This window comes from Aquabacterium sp. NJ1, from assembly GCF_000768065.1.
Classification (GTDB): Bacteria; Pseudomonadota; Gammaproteobacteria; order Burkholderiales; family Burkholderiaceae_C; genus Aquabacterium.
In genome coordinates, this window is record NZ_JRKM01000001.1 from 1,740,821 (window position 1) to 1,760,706 (window position 19,886).

18 protein-coding genes are annotated in these 19,886 nt (G+C 64.1%); 9 read left to right on the forward strand and 9 right to left on the reverse strand.

Features of this window, described 5'->3' with window-relative positions; translation table 11 throughout:
- Window positions 1-29: 29 nt before the first annotated feature.
- From purU to JY96_RS07450, 6 genes are all read right to left on the reverse strand, one after another.
- Window positions 30-914 carry a formyltetrahydrofolate deformylase gene (purU, locus tag JY96_RS07425; protein WP_035036254.1) on the reverse strand — a complete coding sequence of 295 codons (885 nt, stop codon included), beginning with the start codon at window positions 912-914 and terminating at the stop codon, window positions 30-32.
- Between the two features lie 97 nt (window positions 915-1,011).
- The gene (locus JY96_RS07430) at window positions 1,012-1,227 is read right to left on the reverse strand and encodes a zinc-finger domain-containing protein (RefSeq protein ID WP_035041634.1); all 216 of its coding nucleotides are present in this window, start codon (window positions 1,225-1,227) and stop codon (window positions 1,012-1,014) included.
- Between the two features lie 16 nt (window positions 1,228-1,243).
- Window positions 1,244-2,167, reverse strand: coding sequence for a branched-chain amino acid transaminase (locus JY96_RS07435; protein WP_035036256.1), 924 nt, complete (start codon window positions 2,165-2,167; stop codon window positions 1,244-1,246).
- 106 nt (window positions 2,168-2,273) lie between these two features.
- Window positions 2,274-3,470, reverse strand: coding sequence for an acetate/propionate family kinase (locus tag JY96_RS07440; RefSeq protein ID WP_035036258.1), 1,197 nt, complete (start codon window positions 3,468-3,470; stop codon window positions 2,274-2,276).
- 10 nt (window positions 3,471-3,480) lie between these two features.
- Window positions 3,481-4,881: a bifunctional enoyl-CoA hydratase/phosphate acetyltransferase gene (locus JY96_RS07445; RefSeq protein ID WP_035036260.1), complete on the reverse strand. Its 1,401-nt coding sequence runs from the start codon at window positions 4,879-4,881 to the stop codon at window positions 3,481-3,483.
- Window positions 4,882-5,049: 168 nt separating this feature from the next.
- Window positions 5,050-6,234 carry a diguanylate cyclase gene (locus JY96_RS07450; RefSeq protein WP_052162247.1) on the reverse strand — a complete coding sequence of 395 codons (1,185 nt, stop codon included), beginning with the start codon at window positions 6,232-6,234 and terminating at the stop codon, window positions 5,050-5,052.
- A gap of 231 nt (window positions 6,235-6,465) precedes the next feature.
- On the opposite strand from JY96_RS07450, the gene JY96_RS07455 reads away from it, so the two are divergent.
- The 4 genes from JY96_RS07455 (at window position 6,466) to JY96_RS07470 (ending at window position 11,408) form a co-directional block, all read left to right on the forward strand.
- Window positions 6,466-8,079 (forward strand): DUF1800 domain-containing protein, encoded by a 1,614-nt coding sequence (locus JY96_RS07455; protein WP_035036262.1) that lies wholly within the window; start codon window positions 6,466-6,468, stop codon window positions 8,077-8,079.
- Between the two features lie 14 nt (window positions 8,080-8,093).
- Window positions 8,094-9,293: a DUF1501 domain-containing protein gene (locus JY96_RS07460; RefSeq protein WP_035036264.1), complete on the forward strand. Its 1,200-nt coding sequence runs from the start codon at window positions 8,094-8,096 to the stop codon at window positions 9,291-9,293.
- Between the two features lie 201 nt (window positions 9,294-9,494).
- Entirely contained in the window at window positions 9,495-10,256 is a 762-nt protein-coding gene (locus tag JY96_RS23715; protein WP_035036266.1) for a PEP-CTERM sorting domain-containing protein, read from the forward strand.
- Between the two features lie 96 nt (window positions 10,257-10,352).
- Window positions 10,353-11,408: an AraC family transcriptional regulator gene (locus tag JY96_RS07470; RefSeq protein ID WP_161784258.1), complete on the forward strand. Its 1,056-nt coding sequence runs from the start codon at window positions 10,353-10,355 to the stop codon at window positions 11,406-11,408.
- A gap of 71 nt (window positions 11,409-11,479) precedes the next feature.
- On the opposite strand, the gene JY96_RS07475 is transcribed toward JY96_RS07470, so the two are convergent.
- Window positions 11,480-11,809 (reverse strand): DUF962 domain-containing protein, encoded by a 330-nt coding sequence (locus JY96_RS07475; RefSeq protein WP_035036271.1) that lies wholly within the window; start codon window positions 11,807-11,809, stop codon window positions 11,480-11,482.
- Window positions 11,810-11,904: 95 nt separating this feature from the next.
- Here JY96_RS07475 and JY96_RS07480 point away from each other — a divergent pair, with 95 nt between their 5' ends.
- Window positions 11,905-12,789, forward strand: a complete 885-nt coding sequence (locus tag JY96_RS07480) for a LysR family transcriptional regulator (RefSeq protein WP_035036273.1) — start codon at window positions 11,905-11,907, stop codon at window positions 12,787-12,789.
- A 252-nt stretch (window positions 12,790-13,041) separates the two neighbouring features.
- On the opposite strand, the gene JY96_RS07485 is transcribed toward JY96_RS07480, so the two are convergent.
- Window positions 13,042-14,673 (reverse strand): GMC family oxidoreductase, encoded by a 1,632-nt coding sequence (locus tag JY96_RS07485; protein WP_235333874.1) that lies wholly within the window; start codon window positions 14,671-14,673, stop codon window positions 13,042-13,044.
- Window positions 14,674-14,734: 61 nt separating this feature from the next.
- Here JY96_RS07485 and JY96_RS07490 point away from each other — a divergent pair, with 61 nt between their 5' ends.
- Window positions 14,735-15,340 (forward strand): TetR/AcrR family transcriptional regulator, encoded by a 606-nt coding sequence (locus JY96_RS07490; RefSeq protein ID WP_052162248.1) that lies wholly within the window; start codon window positions 14,735-14,737, stop codon window positions 15,338-15,340.
- Between the two features lie 405 nt (window positions 15,341-15,745).
- Here JY96_RS07490 and JY96_RS07495 read toward each other — a convergent pair whose 3' ends face one another.
- Window positions 15,746-16,309 (reverse strand): TetR/AcrR family transcriptional regulator, encoded by a 564-nt coding sequence (locus JY96_RS07495; protein WP_035036275.1) that lies wholly within the window; start codon window positions 16,307-16,309, stop codon window positions 15,746-15,748.
- A gap of 128 nt (window positions 16,310-16,437) precedes the next feature.
- On the opposite strand from JY96_RS07495, the gene JY96_RS07500 reads away from it, so the two are divergent.
- Genes JY96_RS07500 through JY96_RS07510 form a run of 3 tightly spaced genes read left to right on the forward strand, consistent with a single transcriptional unit; the run spans window position 16,438 to window position 19,885 of the window.
- Window positions 16,438-17,970 (forward strand): NAD(P)/FAD-dependent oxidoreductase, encoded by a 1,533-nt coding sequence (locus JY96_RS07500; protein ID WP_035036277.1) that lies wholly within the window; start codon window positions 16,438-16,440, stop codon window positions 17,968-17,970.
- On the forward strand, window positions 17,967-18,992 hold the full coding sequence (locus JY96_RS07505; protein WP_052162249.1) for an alpha/beta hydrolase: 1,026 nt from the start codon (window positions 17,967-17,969) through the stop codon (window positions 18,990-18,992). The genes JY96_RS07500 and JY96_RS07505 overlap by 4 nt, the downstream gene beginning before the upstream one ends.
- Window positions 18,993-18,994: 2 nt before the next feature.
- Window positions 18,995-19,885 carry an SDR family oxidoreductase gene (locus JY96_RS07510; protein ID WP_035036279.1) on the forward strand — a complete coding sequence of 297 codons (891 nt, stop codon included), beginning with the start codon at window positions 18,995-18,997 and terminating at the stop codon, window positions 19,883-19,885.
- The last annotated feature ends 1 nt before the right edge of the window (window position 19,886 follow it).

The following is a 19,886-nucleotide window of genomic DNA, read 5'->3' on the forward strand; positions in this document are numbered from 1 at the left end:
GTCGAATCCTGCCGAAATGAAGGAGCTTGCTACTTGAAGACGACGGTCTTGTGACCGTTCATCAGCACGCGGTGTTCGGTGTGCCACTTCACGGCACGGGCCAGGACCACGCACTCCACGTCGCGGCCCACGGCGGTGAAATCTTCGGGGCTCAAGGTGTGGTCCACACGCTCGACATCCTGCTCGATGATGGGGCCTTCGTCCAGATCCGCCGTCACGTAATGGGCGGTGGCACCGATCAGCTTCACGCCGCGGTCATGCGCCTGGTAGTAAGGCTTGGCGCCCTTGAAGCTGGGCAGGAAGCTGTGGTGGATGTTGATGGCCCGGCCCTTGAGGAAGGCGCAGAACTCGGGGCTGAGGATCTGCATGTAGCGGGCCAGCACGACCAGGTCGATGCCTTCGCGCTCGACCAGCGCCTCCACCTGCTGCTCCTGGGCACGCTTGACCTCGGCGCCAGAGCCCGTGGGCAGCGGCAGGTGGTGGAAGGGAATGCCGTAGCTGGCGGCCAGTTCGGCATAGTCCGGGTGGTTGGACACGATGGCCGGGATGTCGATGGGCAACCAGCCCGAGCGCCAGCGGAACAGCAGGTCATTGAAACAGTGGCCGTGCTTGCTGACCATGATCAGCACGCGGGGCTTGCGGGCCAGCGCATGGATCTGGGCCGTCATGGCGAACTGCTGGCGCACATGGCCAAACAGCTTGTCCAGCGTCTTGATGTCGGCCAGGTGCTCAGGCGCGGCGAAGTGCACGCGCATGAAGAACAGGCCGGTGGAGTCCTCGCTTTGAACGTCGCCAAACTGCTGCGAGTCGATGATGTTGCAGCCTGCCTGGTACAGCAGGCCGGACACGGCGTGAACGATGCCTTTGGTGTCCACGCAGGACAAGGTCAGGACGAATTCTTGCGAGGTTTTCATGATGGGCCCGATTGTAGGCGGCCATCATGAAAAACGCGCCCCGGAACGAACAAGCCCGGCACATGGCCGGGCTTGCGCAAGGTGAACGCGACGCAGCTCAGTGGCCGTGGCCGATGTGCTCGCCTTCCTTGACCTTGTAGACGGTGCCACAGTAGGGGCACTGGCCTTCGCCGGAATGGGCCACGTCGATGTAGACGCGGGGGTGGTGGCTCCACATCGGCATCTTCGGGTTCGGGCAGAAGACCACGCCGGGGCCTTGCACGTCGGCCGCCGTCACTTCCACCACAGACTTGGCTTTTTGCGTATTGCTCATGGCCATGCCCTCTCGATCAGACCTTGGTCAGCCACTCGGCGTACTTGGGGTTGCGGCCGTTGACGATGTCAAAGAACGCCGTCTGGATCTTCTCGGTGATGGGGCCACGCGAGCCGATGCCGATCTGGACGCGGTCCAGTTCGCGGATCGGGGTCACTTCGGCGGCGGTACCGGTGAAGAAGGCTTCATCACAGATGTAGACCTCGTCGCGGGTGATGCGCTTTTCCTTGATCTCCAGGCCCAGGTCCTTGGCGATCGCGAAAATGGTGTTGCGGGTGATGCCGTTCAGGGCGCCAGCCGACAGGTCGGGCGTGTAGATCACGCCGTTCTTGATGATGAACAGGTTCTCGCCGGCGCCTTCGGACACGAAACCGGCGCTGTCAAGCAGCATGGCTTCGTCGTAGCCGTCATCCGTGGCTTCCATATTGGCCAGGATGGAGTTGGTGTAGTTGCTCACAGCCTTGGCCTGCGTCATCGTGATGTTGACGTGGTGGCGCGTGTAGCTGGAGGTCTTGACGCGGATGCCGCGCTTCATGCCCTCTTCGCCCAGGTAGGCGCCCCAGGTCCAGGCGGCGACCATGACGTGCACCTTGGCACCCTTGGGGCTCACACCCAGCTTTTCAGAGCCCAGCCACACCAGGGGGCGGATGTAGCCGCTTTCCAGGTTGTTGGCCTTGACCACGTCCAGCTGCGCCTGGCTGATCTGCTCTGGCGTGAAGGGCATGGGCATGCGCAGGATCTTGGCGCTGTTGAACAGGCGCTCGGTGTGCTCGCGCAGGCGGAAGATCGCCGTGCCGTTGACCGTGTTGTAGGCGCGCACGCCTTCGAAAGCGCCGCAACCGTAGTGCAGCGTGTGGGTCAGCACGTGGATCTTGGCGTCACGCCATTCCACCATCTGGCCATCCATCCAGATCTTGCCGTCGCGATCGTCCATCGACATGGGAAATCCTCTCAAAGGGGTGCGCCGCCCCGGAGAAACATCCGAAACGGGGGCTCATCGAACCTTAGATTGTAGCGCGGTGGCAGGCCCGCTTCCCGGACACCCCCTAGGCTGGCCGGGCCACCAGGCGTGCGGTGTGCCGCGCAATCATCAGCTCTTCATTGGTCGGGATGACCCAGGCGGCCACGCGGCTGTCCGCTTTGCTGATGCGCAGGGCCTGGCCGTCGGCCACCGGCAGCAGATTGGCAGCGTCGTCCAGCTCGACACCCAGCCAGGCCGCGTCACGCAGGACCCGCTCGCGGATCGGCGCGGCGTGCTCGCCAATACCGGCCGTGAACACGATGGCATCCAGGCCCCCCAGGGCCGCGCTCAACGAGCCCAGCTCGCGGCCGATGCGGTACACGTACAAATCGACCGCCTCCCGGGCTCTGGCGCTGTCGCTCTCCAGCAGGGTGCGCATGTCGGACGACAAGCCCGATACGCCCAACAAGCCCGATTCGCTGTAGAGCAGGTGCTCGATCTGGCGGGCGTTCAGGCCGCGCTCGTCCATCAGCCACAGCAGGACGCCCGCATCGATGCTGCCGCAGCGCGTGCCCATGGGCAGGCCGTCCAGCGCGGTGAAGCCCATCGAGCTGGCGATGCTGCGCCCCGCTTGCAAGGCGCACATGCTGGCGCCATTGCCCAGGTGCATGACCACGGTGCGGCCTTTGGCAGCGTGCGCATCGACATGCGGCAAGCGCGAGGCGATGTACTCGTAAGACAAACCGTGGAAGCCATAACGGCGCACGCCGGCCTCGTGCAGTTCGTAAGGCAGGGCAAAGCGCACGGCCACCTCGGGGTTGCCGGCGTGAAAGGCCGTGTCGAAACAGGCCACCTGCGGCAGATGCGGGGCCAGCTTGTGCAAGGCCGCCACGGGCGACAGGTTGTGCGGCTCGTGCAGCGGCGCCAGCGGGATCAACGTGTGCAGTTCGGCCAGCACCGCCTCATTCAACAACACCGGCTCATGGAAATGCACGCCGCCATGCACGATGCGGTGCCCCACCGCCACCAGGTGGTGGCCTTGCAGATGCGGCGGCAAGGCCTGCAGCAGGTAGGCCAGCGCGGCCTCATGGTCCATGTGTGCATCGGGCGCCCAGCGCTGCTCCAGCAGCACGTGGCCATCGTGGGCCTTGGCGATGGCGTGTGCACCATTGCCCAGGCCCTCCACCTGCCCATGCAGCAGCGGCTTGAAGGCCTTGGAGGTGAAGACAGAAAACTTCAGGCTGGACGAGCCCGCGTTGACAACGGCAATCGCATCGGTCATGGGCGCGGCCTCAGGCGTTGGACGCGGCCTTGGCGCGCGAATGGGCCAGCAGCTTGAGCACAGCCGTCGACGCCAGGCGCGTGCGCACGGAATCGGCACGGCTGGTCAGCACGATGGGCACCCGCGTGCCCAGCACGATGCCCGCGCTGTCGGCCCCCGCCAGGTATTGCAACTGCTTGGCCACCATGTTGCCCGCTTCGATATTGGGCACGACCAGGATGTCGGCCAGCCCCGCCACGGCAGACTGGATGTGCTTGGTGCGCGCGGCCTCCACGCTCACGGCGTTGTCGAAAGCCAGCGGGCCATCCACGATGCCGCCGGTGATCTGCCCGCGATCGGCCATCTTGCACAGCATGGCCGCGTCGATGGTGGCCTGCATCTCGGGGTTGACGGTTTCCACCGCGGCCAGGATGGCCACGCGCGGCTCGGGCACGCCCAGCACGTGCGCCAGGTCGATGGCGTTCTGCACGATGTCGAGCTTGTCTTCGATGCTGGGCGAGATGTTCACGGCCGCATCGGTCACCAGCAGCATGCGCGGGTAGGTGGGCACGTCCATCACGAAGACGTGGCTGATGCGCCGGCCGGTGCGCAAGCCCGTGGCCGAGGGCACGACGGCCGCCATCAACTCGTCGGTGTGCAGGCTGCCCTTCATGAGGGCCTGCACTTCGCCACTGCGTGCCAGGGCCACGGCGCGCTCGGCGGCGGCATGGCTGTGCTCGGTGTCTTCCAGGCGGAAGCCTGAGATGTCCCAGCCACCGGCCTTGGCCACGGCCTGGATCTTGGCGCGCGGGCCCACCAGCACGGGCTCGATCAGGCCATGGCGCGCGGCCTCCAGCGCACCGGCCAATGAATCCGCATCACAGGGGTGCACCACGGCACAAGGCACGGGCGGCGTGTCTTCACAGGCGCTGAACAGTTTGCCGAACACATCGTTGCGACGCAGGATCACGGCGGGCGGGTCGCGCTGGTCCACCGTCTGGTTGTGCGAGGGGGCCGCCACCGTCACGCGGCCATTGAGCAACACCGTCTTGCCGCGCGTCACCACGCAGTCCATGACCAGGCGATCAGGTGGCTGCTTGTCCACCACCGTGACCTTGGCCAGCAACTGGTCGCCCATGCTGACCTGCCCGGCGTATTCAAGGTGGTGGGCCACGATGGTCGTGCCCGGCCCAGGCAGGCGGCGCTTGAGCACACCGTGGATCAAGGCCTCGGCGCTCACGCCCTCACACACGGGCTCACGCTGGCCGGCGGGCTGCCCGTCTGCAGCCAGCACGGAGGCATCGCCCGACACCAGGGCCAGCAGGGCCACGTCGTCACGCGTCACGCTGTGGGCCACTTCCACGCTGGCGCCCACCTTGATCTGGTCGTACGTCAGGTTGCTGAATGAGGTCACGGCGGTCAAATCGTTCATGTTCGAGGCTACCCATGTTCTGCGCAGATGGTGACTAGCATAGGTCAGGATGGCTGCCGGTGTCGCCACCAATCGCGCGCACTTGATGCAAGTCCAGCCCTTGGGCGGCCGTCAAGGCCGCGCCGCCGCCCCGGACGCGACGAAGCGCCACACAGGCTGCGTCCCCGCTCAGAAAGCCCGCGTCGATTTGATCAGTGCGGCGGTCACTTCCGACAGGGCCGGCTCCAGCGCCAGCTCGCTGCGGTTGCGGCCCAGCACCTTGGCCCGGTGGAGCGCAGCCTCGGCCCGCTCCAGTGCCTTGTCCAGCGGTTCCAGCGGGGTCATCTCGGCCACCCCGGCCGAGAAATGCACACGCAGGTCCGGGGCCTGCGGTGGGCCCTCGGCCTTCATCAGGCCATCGCGCACGCGGTCCATCGCCACGAGGGCCTGGTCTGCGGTGGTCGCCGTCAACAAGATCAGGAACTCCTCGCCGCCCCAGCGTGCCACCAAGTCGGTGTCCCGCAAGACCTTGCACACCTCTTGCGCAAACAAGCGCAAGGCATCGTCGCCCACCGCATGGCCGTACAAGTCGTTGATGCGCTTGAACGCGTCCAGGTCGATCAGGGCCAGCACGCTGCCATCACCGCTGCGCGACTGCAGCTTGAGGTGATGCATGGCCATATCGCGCATGGCCCGGCGGTTGAGCAAGCCTGTCATCTCGTCCTTGTCCACCAATGTCTGGATGCGGTCCAGTGCGGTTTCGAGCGCCGCCTTTTGCGTGGCCAGCCTGGCACGCATGGTCGTCAACTGCACACCCAGCAAGGACACTGGCGCCAGCACCGTCAGCAGCACGGTGAAATGCGTCCACTCCATGGCGGGTGCATAGGTTTGGGGCGACAGCTCTGTCAGCGCCACCATGGTCAGCCCCATCACCAGCAAGGCGTTGCCGGCCATCTGCAGCTGTGCGCGCAAGCCCAGGCTGGAGATCGCGAACAGGGCGATCATCACCTGCAGCGACAACATCGCGCCGCGCACCGGGCTCATCACGGCATACACCATGGCCGCGGCCACCTGCGCCACCATGATCTGGGCCACCGCCAGGGAGGGGTCGACAAAGCGCAGGCTCCAGCCCGTGCGCACCGCCAGGTACATGCCACTGGCCGCCAGCACGCTGCTCAGCTGGCACAGGCGCACGCCCATGGGCGGCAGCTGCCACTGGCGCAAGCCGAACTCGCACAAGAGGCAGCCCATGGCATACACGAAAGCGGCCATCAGGGCTCGCGAAACGCGCACCCGCTGCAGGAGGTCGGTGCCCAACACGGCGTTGAGCAGGCGCGCCAGACCGGACAAGGAAGGCGTGTTGTTTTCAGGCATGACACATCGGTGTCGGCAGCCCTCGCGCCGGCTTGAGCGCTACGCCGGCCACTCGGCCTGCCCTGGCTCATTCGGCCTCGAAAAATGTGAACGCCTTCACGGACACAACCGCTGCCCGACACCCATGAAGTTGAAGCCGATCTGGTGCCCGTTTGATGCCAGCCGGACAACTTTACATGCCCCCGTTCCACCCTGGTCAACACGCCGCCGAGCCGCTGCGTTCAACAAGCCATGAGCACCACACCGCCCCCCTCCGCCTCGCCCGCCCTGCTCCGCCGCCGAACGCTCCTGGCCCTGGCAGCCAGCGCCACAGCGGGGTCCTGCGGTTTGTTGACGGCGTGTGCCGGCCAGCCCCCACAAAACAGCCCCAAGCCGGCCAACGCCCGGCCCCTCGCCCGCCCCATCACCAAGCTCGCCAGCCAGACCAGCCCAGGCGATCCCAGGCTCTATGTGCTGGTCAATCGCCTCAGCTGGGGCGCCAGTGACGCCGAGCTGAACCTGGCACAGCAGCTCGGCCCCGCCCGCTACGTCGCCCAGCAAACCGCCTCGTCGCCCCCTGCCGCGCTGCCGCCCGCGGTGCAAACCCAGATCGACCTGCTGACCATCTCGCAAAAGCCGCTCACCGCCCTGCTGGCCGACCTCGACACCCTCAAGCAAACCGACGACAAGCAGTCCTACCAGAAGGCGCTCACCCGCCTGGCCCGCGAGGCCGCCAGCCGTCACTTGCTGCGCGCCCTGTACTCGCCCCAGCAATTGCGCGAGCACATGAGCTGGTTCTGGTTCAACCACTTCAACGTGCACCAGCACAAGCACAACATTCGCGCCATGCTGGGCGATTACGAAGAGCGCGCGCTGCGCCCCCACGCCCTGGGCCGCTTCCGAGACCTGCTAGGCGCCGTCACCCGCCACCCCGCCATGCTGCGTTACCTGGACAACGACCAGAACGCTGCCAACCGCCTCAACGAAAACCACGCCCGCGAACTGCTGGAGCTGCACACCCTGGGTGTGGATGCCGGCTACACGCAACACGACGTGCAGGAACTGGCCCGCGTGCTCACCGGCCACGGCGTGCAACACGGCGACAAGACACCCCATCTGCGCCGCGAACTGGCCGGCCTCTACGTGCGTGAAGGCGCCTACGCGTTCAACCCCGCACGGCACGATTTCGGGGACAAGACCGTGCTGGGCCGGCACATCCAGGGCCGCGGCGCCGCCGAACTCGGCGAGGTGCTGGACACCCTGGCCAGCCACCCCGCCACGGCCCGCTTCGTCTGCGGCAAGATCGCCCGCTTCCTGCTCTCCGACACACCGCCCCCGGCACTCATCCAAAGCATGAGCGACACCTTCCTGGCCAGCCAGGGGCACATCGGCGAGACGCTGAAAGTGCTGTTCAACGCGCCCGAGTTCACGCAGCCCACACCCGGCAAGTTCAAGGACCCGATGCACTATGTGATCTCCGCCCTGCGCGCAGCCTACGACGACAAGCCCATCCGCAACACCACGCCCATCATCAACTGGCTCAACTGGCTGGGTGAAGGCCTCTACAACCGCCAGACACCCGATGGCTACCCCGCCACCGCCGATGACTGGTCCAGCTCGGGCCAGATGGCGGTGCGCTTCGAGATCGCCCGGGCCATCGGCACGCACAGCGCCGGCCTGTTCAAATCCGAAGACGGCACCCCGGGGGGCGAACCAGCCGCCTTCCCCCAACTGGCCCGCGCCAGCTACTACCAGTACACCCGAGCCATGCTGGGCCCGGATACCCGCCAGGCCCTGGACAACACCAGCTCGCCCCAGGACTGGAACACCTTGTACCTGTCCTCGCCCGAGTTCATGTACCGCTGACCCACGAGGCCACCATGCAACGCCGCACCTTCCTGAGCCACGCCTGTGCCGTCTGCGCCGCCAGTGCAACCCTGCCCTTCAGCAGCCGCCTGCTGGCGGCCACACCTGATGCGCCGCGCTTCCTGCTGGTCTTCCTGCGTGGCGGCTACGACGCCCTCAGCCTGCTCGTGCCCATCGGCAGCAGCTTCTACCAGGAGGTCCGCCCGCACATCGCCATCCCGCTGGCTGCAGGCGACCAGGCCGGCGCCGTCGCCCTCAACGCACAGTGGGCCCTGCACCCTGCCGCAGAGGCACCGCTGCGCCCGCTGCTGCAGGCCCGGCAGCTCAGCTTCATCCCCTTTGCCGGCACGGACGACACCTCGCGCAGCCATTTCGAGACGCAAGACAGCATCGAGCTGGGCCAACCCTTGGGCGCACAGCGCAACTTCCAGTCCGGCTTCCTCAACCGGCTGGCCTCGGTGCTGCCGGGTAACGCCGCCATGTCCTTCACGGACCAGTTGCCCACGGTGTTTCGCGGGCCTGTCGATGTCGCCAACACCTCGCTCAAGGGCCAGCTCAAGAACGGCCTGGCCAAGCCGCTGCAATCCGCCCTGGCCAGCATGTACCAGCACCACCCCCTGGGTGCCAAGGTGCAGGAGGGCTTCGAGGTGCGCCAGGAAGTCGGCAAGGACATGGCCGGTGAAATGGAAGCCGCCAGCCGCAACGCCGTGTCCACCAACGGCTTCGAGCAAGAGGCGCGCCGCATGGCCAGGCTCATGCGCGAACGCTATGCCCTGGGCTTCGTGGATGTGGGCGGCTGGGACACCCATGTCGGCCAGGGGCAAGTGACGGGCTACCTCGCCACCCGCCTGGGCCAGCTGGCCAGCGGCCTGGCCGGCTTTGCCGAAGAGATGGGGCCCACCATGTGGAAACAGACCACCGTCCTAGTCATCAGCGAGTTCGGCCGCACCATGCGCGAGAACGGCAACCGCGGCACGGACCACGGCCACGGCAGCGTCTACTGGGCCCTGGGCGGTGGCCTGCGTGGCCAGCCCGTGCTGGGCGAACAAACCAGCATCGAAGCCCGCAGCCTCTTCCAGAACCGGGATCTGCCCGTGCTCAACGACTACCGCGCCACCCTGGCCGGCCTGTTTCAGCGCCAGTACGGCCTGTCACCTTCTGCCCTCGACAAGGTGTTCCCCGGCTGCCAGCCGCGCGACATCGGCCTGATCTGAGCCCTTCGCGAGGTCCTTCACCCCCTGACCGGGGGATCCATTCGAGCCCCTCAACCGGCTTCGCGCGCCAGGTTTTGGCTTGGGCTGCCATTCCTGCCCCCTACACAGTGCAACCCATTCTTACTATCAATGCCACAGATGCCCGTCATCTGCTGGTGCTGATGTTGCGCCTGATGTAACCCTTACCTACCGAGGCAGACAATGACCCGTTTCTTCCAGAAGACCCTGATCGCCGCCGCCCTGCTGACCGCCCTGGGCGCCCAGGCCGCCACCGTGACCGTCGCATCGGGCGGTTCCTACAAGGGCCTGCAGCTCACCGGCGCCGACACCATCTCCTTCAGCTCCGACCTGCTCGGTGCACTGGACACCGGCAAAGTGGTGCTCAGCCCCGTCAACGGGGCCTCGGGCGTGATCCAGAAGGACGTCGATGGCTACTACACCCAGGCCGACATCACCGCGCAACTGAAGTCCTTTGACATCAACGACAGCACCAACCGCATCCTCAACGCCTACAGCGTGGGTGGCTCCAACCAGACCTCGCCTTCGCTCAAGAGCGTCTCCAGCGGCGGCTTCGTCACCATCGGTGACTTGTGGATCGACCGCACCGCCAAAGTCGTGCACGGCACGCTCACCGGCGGCAACGGCGTGGGCACCATCAACGACCTGATCGTCTGGGACATCACCAGCATCCAGGGCGACAGCGCCATCACCGCCGCCGGCAGCTACACCACCACCTTCTCCGGCCTGACGGTGACCACCACCGCCTTCGACGCCATCTCCAAGTCGCTGGGCCTGCTGACCCTGGGCAAGAGCGCGCTGTCGGGTGTCACCGACTTCGGCACCATCACCTCGCACCTGACCGTGACGGCCGCGACCCCAGCCGTGCCCGAACCCGCCACCTACGCCCTGATGGGCCTGGGCCTGATCGGCATGACCGTCGCCGCACGTCGCCGTCGCGGCTGACAATGCGTGAACCAGGTCGCAACAGGCCTGGTGTTTTTTTAGCCGCTTGATGTGGTTCATGGCGCGAGCAAGCCTTCTTGAGGCAAGCTCGCGTTGTTGCTTCCAGGTCCTGGTATCGAGCCGATGATCCCCTTGCGCACGCTGATGTTTCCGATCCAGTACCAGGAGGTCGGCGAGGCTTTCATGCGCGCCAAAGGCCTGACCACGCCCAGCGCCGCCGAGTGGCTGGCCACACTCGGGATCGACCCCACCCGCGGCAGCGACGCCCCGGATGTGCCACCCGGCTTCGTGCACGGCGAACACTTTGCTGCGCTCTTGCGCATCCTGTCGCAACACTGCAGCGACGACCGCGCCCACAGCGAACAGATCCTCGAGTGCTTCCCCGTCTCCGCGCACGGCCCCCTGGGCCTGCTGGCCATCGTGGCCACCAACATGCGCGAATGCATCGACTACGCCATCCAGTTCGGGCCGCTGGTGATGCCGGCCTTCGGCTTGCGCATGGAGATCATCGACCACCAGGTCCACCTGATCTTCGAGCGCCGCACGGACTTTGGCCCGCTCAACAGCCTCATCACCGAAATCACCCTGGGCTGCTACGGCCAGTTCAAGAACTACGCCGATACGCCCCGCCCTGATGGCGACTACTACTTCCGCCACCAGCCGGACGGCGTGCCGATGTACATCCCGGGCACGCCGCCGCGCTGCATCCATTACGGCTGCCGGGAGGACAAGCTCGTGTTCCCCGAAGAATTTCTGGATCGCCCCCTGATCATGACCAGCAAAGGCTCACGCAACGCGCTGGAATCCGTTCTCAAGGAACAGGTGGCGGTGCTGGCGCCCCAGCAGCCCTTCACCCACAAGGTGCGCCAGCTCATCCAGAGCGACGTGCATGCCGGCCTGCCCAGTGAGCTGGCCTCGGTGGCCACGCGCCTGGAGATGTCCTCCCGCACACTCAGCCGGCGGCTGCAGGAAGAGCACAGCACCTTTGCCCAGTTGAACGCGCAGATCCGCATCGAGCATGCCAAGGCGCAGCTCCTGCACACCAACAAGCCGGTATCGCAGATCGCCCTGGAGGCCGGCTTCAACGAAGTCGGCAGCTTCAGCCGGGCGTTCAAGCGCGTCTACGACAAGACGCCATCTGAGATGCGTTGAGCCCGCTCACACAGAAGCGCCAACCACCGTGACGGCCAGAACCGTTGCATCGAAGAGGAGCACTCCGCTCGTCAATGGACATCCCTTCGCGATTCAGACAACAGCCAGCGACCTCTTGTCATGGCCTCCCACACCATCTTCCAATCACCGAGGAAGCTGTACAAGGGCCAGTTGAAGGTCGCAGGCTTGTTCTTTTCGAAGACGAAATGCCCCACCCAGGAGAACCCATATCCGACAACGGGCCCAGCCAGGATGACCCACCAGTCCTGGGAGATCACAGCAAACAAGGTCACCGCAAACCCCAGCAAGGTCCCAACGATGTGCAGGTTACGGCACACGGGATTGCTGTGTTGGGAGAGGTAGAACGGATAGAACTCACGGAAAGATGAATAGTGCTTCATGATGGACCCAAGGAAAGTTCATGGGTATGGTGGGCAAGTTCAGGCATGAAATCAAATAGCCAATACAATACAGACCCATAACTTTCAGGCATGTCATGCTATCGACTGAAGTGCTGTATTTCATCGAGGTGGCCAGGTGCCGTGGCATGGGGCGTGCGGCGGAGGTCCTGGGCTTGAGTCAGCCCGCGCTCAGCAAGGCAATCGCGCGACTGGAGCGCGACGCCGGGACGGCGTTGGTGACGCGCCTGCCTCGTGGCATCGAATTAACAGATGCTGGTCGCGCGTTTTATGAGCAGGCCTGTCACGCGGCGGCGGCGCTCGAAGATGGTTTACAGGCTGCACGTGACATTGGGGGCGGCCACGCGGGGTTGTTACGCCTGGGCATGACGCCTGCGACGTCCCATTTTGTGCTGAGCGCGCTTTTCCCACGCTTGAGGCAAGAGCGCCCTGCCGCCGTTTTGAACATCAGAACGGCCTTTGGCGACGAGCTCTTTGCGCTGCTGGAACAACAACGCCTCAGTTTCGCCGTAGGACCGGTCCCCCCGCAGATTCCAGATAGCCTGAGCTTTGAAGTTCTGTACGAAGAAGGCTTCTCAATGGTGTTCAGCCAGGCTCACCCCTTGGCCACCAAAAATGAATTGACGGCGGCCGACCTGGAAGGACTGGAGGTCGCAGCCCCTGGACCTGATGAAGCCGCACGCCAGGTTGCGGAGCAAACCTTGCGTTCGATGGGTTTGCGCGCCTCAAGGGTCATGGTCGAGGCCAACACGCTTGAGACACTGTTGTTCGCGACAGCCACTTCACAGTTGGTGACCTTGATCCCCACCGATACGCCGGCCCATCATTTGCCTGAAGGGCTGGTGACCAGGCCGTTGCCTCGCTCCATCATCAAGCGACAGATCGCCATCTTTTACGGTCGTGGATACGTATCACCAATCGCGGAGCGCGCCATACAGCTCTTGCGTGAACATCGTCCGTGATCACTTCTCACGGTTGAGCCCGCTGGAAATTTCCGTTGGCAACATGTTCAAGGGTACGGCCACTCGTCCCTCCATGCGTATGAGGACGCTGCTCAACGTCTTCAGATGCCCCTGAATACGCTCAGGCATCACAGACGAGGCACTTACACCAAGCCAGGTGTCCACTCGAAGGCCGATGCCATTCAAGAGGCGCGCAGGAGAAGGTGGCTGCAGCCGTCCTGAACATCTTCACGGCAGCCCGGTGAGTCCGAGTCAGGCGAGGCTCGATCCACTGCGCAGCAACATGTCCGAGGCCTTTTCCGCAATCATCACGGTTGGGGCATTCGTATTGCCCCCCACCAAGGTGGGCATGATCGAAGCATCAACCACGCGAAGGCCTTGCGTACCGTGCACACGCAGCTCGTGATCCACCACGCTCATCGGATTGTCCCCAGGCCCCATGCGACATGTACCCACCGGGTGATAGATGGTCTCGGCATGGCTGCGGATGAAGGCTTCAAGTTCTGCATCACTCTGCGCTTGCTTACCAGGCATGAGCTCGTCGCCACGATCCAGATCGAATGCCGATGCGGCAAAGATGCGCCGCACTTGTCGAATACCCAGAATCATCTTGCGCAGGTCTTCAGGGTGCGACAGGTAGTTCGCGTGGATGGCGGGCGCTGCCATAGGGTCGGCCGAAGCAAGAGAGATGTGCCCTCGGCTCTTGGGCCGAAGAAAGCACACGTGCATTGAAAACCCCTGCCCGGCGAGATAGCGCAGATCTCTGCCATGGTCCCGTAATCGTGCCGGCATGAAATGCAGCTGCAGATCGGGGACAGGCTCCTCTGGTGAGCTCTTGATGAAAGCATTGCCCTCGGCGCCGTTGCTCGTCAGCATGCCGGCCCCCTGAAGCGCCAGCCTGGCCAGCTCCCATGGTCCCTTCAACAAGGTCAACGGGGTGAGGCCCGTTGAGCGCGCTCGCCTGCCCTGGTGGACCACCATGACATCCAGATGGTCCTGCAAATTTTGCCCGACCCCAGGAAGGTCCACGATGGGCCTGAGACCATGATGTGCCAGATGGGATCCTGGCCCGACGCCGGAGAGCATCAGCAGTTGTGGGCTTTGCACGGCACCAGCGGACAGGATGACCTCCCGTCGGGCAGCAAAGTAGCTTGGGATGCCCCCCTCCCTCTGCGCCACAACGCCACAAGCGCGAAGCCCCTCAAACACGACCCTTTGGGCATGCGCGTTGGTCACGATCTTGAGGTTCGGGCGCGCTCTTGCCGGGGACAGATAACCCTTTGCCGTGCTCCAGCGCAAACCCCTTTTCTGTGTCGTCTGGAACAAGCCGACGCCTTCCAGGTCTGCCCCATTGAAGTCGGTGCAATGCGGGAAGCCCGCTTGCTGTCCCGCCTCTATGAATGTCTGTGTCAGTGCAGTCGGCGCCTCAAAATCTGACACATGCAGCGGGCCCCCGACACCATGGAATGCTGACGGCCCACGCGCCTGATCCTCTGATCGCTTGAAATAAGGCAGGACATCACGGAAGGCCCAGCCGCGATTGCCTTCGGCCTCCCAGGCATCGTAGTCACGCGGATGGCCCCTCGTGTAGCACATCGCATTGATAGAACTGCTACCGCCCAGCGTGCGCCCACGAGGCCAAAAGAGGCGGCGCCGCGCAAGGGCAGGCTCGGGCTCCGTGTGGAATTGCCAATTGAGCACCTTGCTGCGCATGAGCCAGAGCATTCCCGCCGGGATGTGGATCGCCCAGTTGGTGTCCGCAGGCCCCGCCTCCAGAAGGCACACGGTCACGCCAGGGTCGGCACTCAAGCGATTTGCCAGAACGCACCCGGCAGATCCGCCGCCGACGATCACGTAGTCGAAAATACCCTCGGTGGCCTTCACCTGCGGTTCACCGTGTACATGCCCCATTTGAGATACCCAAAAGATGTCAGATACTAACAGTATGCGAAAGAAGACTGACGCTGTCAAACGGCTTCGGGATGTCCATGCGGCGGCTACACGTGCGGCGCTCATCAGCGCGGCAACGGAACGCTTCGTTCTGCATGGTTACGCGGGCACTTCTCTGGACGACATCGCCGCCGACGTGGGAACGACCAAGGGTGCGATCTACCACCATTTCAAGGACAAACGAGCCTTGTTCTGCGCGGTGTACGAGCAGCTTTCCCGGCAATTGATTGATGTCGTCGCCACGACTGCCACCATGCCTTCGGCCTCCGTAGAGAGTGCATTGCAGGCTTTTGTGATCAGCGCCAGCGAAGCGCGTTACGTACGCGTGCTTTTTCTGGACGGCCCTGCAGCCCTTGGTAACGTGGCTTGCAGGGAAATCGACATGCGGCATTCGCTGGGCTTGATTACCCAGTTGATCCAACTTCATGCGCCAGCTGACTTGGTGGAGACCGCTGGACTGGAGGTTCTAGCCAGACTGTTGTTGTCGTCGCTGGTGGAGGCTGCGCAGATCGTTGCCAGTTCACCTGACGTGGCAGCGGCCTCGTCGCGTGTGCTGATGGTGTTGAACCGCGTTGTGCAAGGCTTGCTTCAGAGCAAATGAAGCCATGCCGCATCGCCTCATTCAGGTGTCATCCGGTAACGGCGGGCCTGCACAGGCCCCAAGCTGCACTCGAGCAAGGTGGTTGAAGCAAGGTCCAGCAAGTTGCCTTTTGTATTGCGCGGCGAACCTTGAGCAACTCAGGCAAGATGAATGCGCCGATCCGGCGCCCCTTTCGCCGCCGCTGAGCGCTACACCACGGAGGTACTTGCAAACAGCTCGGTCTAGCCATTTCGGTTGCTGGTCGACCTTGCCTGCGCGTGATGGTCCAGGAAGATCGAAGCGCATGCTGCGCGGCGTTGTAAACACCTATAGGCGGCAGGTCATGACTCGCATCCGTCTGAGTGAAGGCCTGTTGGCGGCCACCGAGTTTTGCCCCGCTCTCTCACGCAACGATGATTCGGCCTGTCAACTGGGTGAACCGTGGCTTTGGCTCAAGAGAAGCTGACCCAAGATCAGCCGTTGACTGACGTTCTCAAGATCACTCAGGCGGTCTGCCTGCCCATCTTCGATCTTGAAAAGGATCAATTCGTTGATGCCGGCCACGATCGCCAGAACCGATTCGGGATCCAGGGGCGGGAGTGACGGCAGCAGCGCACGCTCCGCGTCATAGGCGGCCACCAGCACGTCCGCAAACTGATGCAGCACCTCTCGCTTGGCCTTCATGCCTTCCGTGCCCAGGTACAAGATGTCGATGTACAGCCGCTTCATCAGCGCGGACTGCTCCTGCATGAACGACAGGTAAGCCTTGGCCCCCAACTGGATGCGCTCCAGCGCCGAGAGACCGGGGGTACCCGAGGCCTCTTGGAGGACGCCCAGCACCCGCGCACTGTTCTCTCGGTACAGCGCCAGGAAGCAGGCTTCCTTGTTGGCAAAGTGTTGGTAGAAGGTCCGCTTGGACACCCCGGCTTCTTTCACCACATCGTCGGCGTAGAGCTCGGACAGCGCCCGTTGTTCCAACACCTTGGCCATGCCAGCGATCAGGCGACTGCGCGGTGAAATGCCATCTTTCGTCGGGGCCATGAATGAGTGGGAAACGCAAAAGCGAGACTTGGATTATTGCGGTACACTTTTGTACCACTTTTCTGTTTCCTCGCGCCATGGCTCTGCAAAACGGTTCATCCACTTCAAACGGCTTCGCTGCCACCCACGTCGCCATCGTCGGTTCAGGCTTTGGTGGGTTGGCCACGGCCCATTACCTGAGGCGAGCCGGTGTCGAGGACTTCCTCATCCTCGAGCGAGCTGGCGATGTCGGTGGGGTGTGGCGAGACAACAGCTACCCGGGGTGCGCCTGCGACGTGCAGTCCCATCTGTATTCGTTCTCCTTCGCACCCAACCCGGACTGGAGTCGGGCTTTTTCGCCCCAAGGCGAAATCCTGAGCTACCTGAAGCGATGCGCGCAGGAGTTGGGGCTGACGCCCCACCTGCGACTGAACCACGACGTCCATCAAGCCAAGTGGGACGAGGCCAGCGCCACCTGGATCCTGCAGACCAGCCAAGGTGAAGTGCGCGCCCGTCACCTGGTTGGCGCTTTCGGCTCTTTGAGCGACCCGTTGATGCCCAAGCTGCCGGGGCTGGATTCGTTCAAGGGCGAGGTCTTCCACTCGGCCAACTGGCCCAGAAGCTTCAAACCAAAGGGCAAACGCGTTGCGGTCATGGGCACCGGGGCTTCTGCATTGCAGTTCATTCCCGCCATCCAGCCAGACGTGGCGCAAATGCATGTGTTCCAGCGCACGCCACCTTGGGTCATGCCTCGCCACGACGGCCCCATTTCACCGTTTGCCCGGTCCTTGTTTCGCAAGCTGCCCTGGCTGCAAAAGCTCGCGCGCGCGCAAATCTATGTTCACCGCGAGGCCCTGGCCCTGGGTTTCCTGCACCCGCGGCTCATGGCGCGCGCGCAAGCCAAGGCGCTCAAGCACATGCATGCGGCCGTGAAGGACCCAGGCTTGCGCAAGAAGCTCACGCCCGACTACACCCTGGGCTGCAAGCGGATCCTGATCTCGAACACCTACTACCCGGCGCTGGCGCAAGCCAATGTCGAAGTCATCACCGATGGCATCAAGCAGGTCTTGCCGGACGGCGTCATCGGGCAGGACGGCGTGTTCAGGCCGGTAGACACCATCATCTATGGGACCGGTTTCCAGACCAAGGACCTGCCTTTCGCCCACCTGATTCATGATGGCAAGGGCCACACGCTGGCCTCGTCCTGGAAGAGCAGCCCCCAGGCCTATATGGGCACCACGGTTCACGGCTTTCCCAACCTGTACCTGCTGCACGGCCCCAACATCGGGCTGGGCCACACCTCCGTGGTGTACATGCTGGAGGCTCAGGCCCGGCACATCGTGGGCGTGATCAAACTGGCGCAAGCCCATGGCTACGACGCGGTGGAGCCAACAGCCTCGGCCCAGCAGCGCTTTCTGGCACGGATCGAAAAAATGATGCGAGGCACCGTGTGGGTGGCTGGCGGCTGCGAGAGCTGGTACCTGGACGAGACCGGTCGCAATTCCAGCATCTGGCCTGGCTTCACCTTCAGCTATGCACAGGCCGCGAGCAAGGTTGCAGAGAAGGACTATGCAGGGCGACGCCTTGCCTCAACGGCATCTGCACCCGGCAGCGCCAGGGCCAGCGCATGAAGCCAAACCGAGCCAAAGGCCGATTCCTGCGCGGCCTGGACCACTTGTTGGGTGCCGGTGACCACCCGCCCAGGCCAGATGCCCATGCAGTTGATCAACTCGCGCCATTCCTTCAGGTGCTGCGACGTCTCAGGCGCCTGGGCCACCGAGACGGCTCGGCCCTGGCCACGCGCCAGCGGTTTCGCGCGGACATGGCCGCCTTCCAAGTAGGCTTTGACATCGGCTCCTCGCAAGACCTGTCCATCCCGACCGATCACGGCACGCTGGCGGCCCGTCTTTATCGCCCCAGTTCGCCTTCCGGCCTGGCACCACTGACCGTGTTTTTCCACGGTGGGGGTTTCATCATGGGAGACCTGGACACCCACGACGATGCTTGCCGTTTGTTGTGTGAGGGCAGCGGCATGCCCTTGTTGTCCGTGGCCTACCGGCTCGCACCAGAGGCACCATTTCCTGCGGCGGTCGACGACGCCATGGCCAGCGCGCGCTGGGCGCTCAAGGAGCTTGGCACCATCGGGGCGACAGGCATGGCATTGGCCGGCGACAGCGCAGGCGCCAACCTGGCCGCCGTCACGGCGGCTCGCCTGGCCCAAGAGGGGCAGCCTGTCGTCGCGCAATTGCTGATCTACCCGGGAACCGATTTGTCGGCAAAACGGCCATCGCACGCCCAGTTCGGTGCGGGCTACTTCCTCGACCGCACCGAGAGAGAAACGTTCTACGGGGCTTATCTGGGGGACGTCCAGGCTCTCGCCAAGGACGAGCGAGTTTCCCCCCTGCTCGCCAGCGTACCGCCAGGGATGGCCCCTGCCCTGGTCGTCACCGCTGGCTACGACATGCTGAAGGATGAAGGGCAGGCTTATGTCCACCACCTGCGGCGAGCAGACACACCCGTTCAGCACATGCACTTTCCGCGTCTGGGCCATGCCTTCATCAACTTGGCGAGCGTCCACCGGGAATCGCGCACAGCGGTGGCGCAAATCGCCCGCCAATGGCGAGAGCTGGCATTGAAATCACAAAGGAATTGACCATGAAGCCAAGAGAACAGCGTGTACTGATCACAGGTGCAGCCAGAGGCATCGGCGCAGAGACCGCGCGGCAACTCGCTGCGCAGGGGGCCACCTTGGCGCTGGTGGGGCTGGAGGCCGATCGGCTGGCCGCCCTCGCGAAAGAACTGGGCCCTCGCCATTGCTGGGCCGAATGCGACGTGACCGACCACCACTCGGTGCAGTGCGCCGTGAACGCAGCCCTGACCCACCTTGGCTGGCTCGATGTGGTGATCGCCAACGCCGGCATCGCCAGCAATGGCACGGTGGCCGTCAGCCCTGTCGACGCCCTCGTCAAGACGGTGGAGGTCAATCTGATCGGCGTCATCCGAACGGTCAGCGCCACCTTGCCTGCCATCACGGACAGCCAGGGCTATTTCCTGCTGGTCTCGTCGGCAGCGGCGCTCAAGTCCATGCCGGGCACCTCGGCCTATGCCGCATCCAAGAGCGGGGTGGACCAGTTTGCCAATGCCTTGCGCCTGGAAGTGGCCCACAAAGGCGTCGATGTCGGTGTGGTCTACCCGGCCTGGATCGACACCGACCTGGTACGTGACCAGCGACGCGAACTGGCCTCGTTCAACGATGCCCTCAAGCAACTGCCTTGGCCATTCAACGTGGTGACCTCGGTGGAGGATTGCGCCAAGTCCATGGTCAACGCGGTGAATCAGCGCCAACGCAAAACCTATGTGCCCGCAGCGCTGGCTCCCATCGGTGCGGTACGTCAGTTTTTCATGAGCCCCTTGTGGGAGTTTTTCGTCAAACGCAAGGCCCGTGTGGCCGTGCCCAAGGTCGAGGCCGAGGTTGTGGCGATGGGCCGCTCGTTTGGCGCCAGCAGCATGGGCCACGCCCTGACCGCCAAGAAAACAGAGGGCTGAC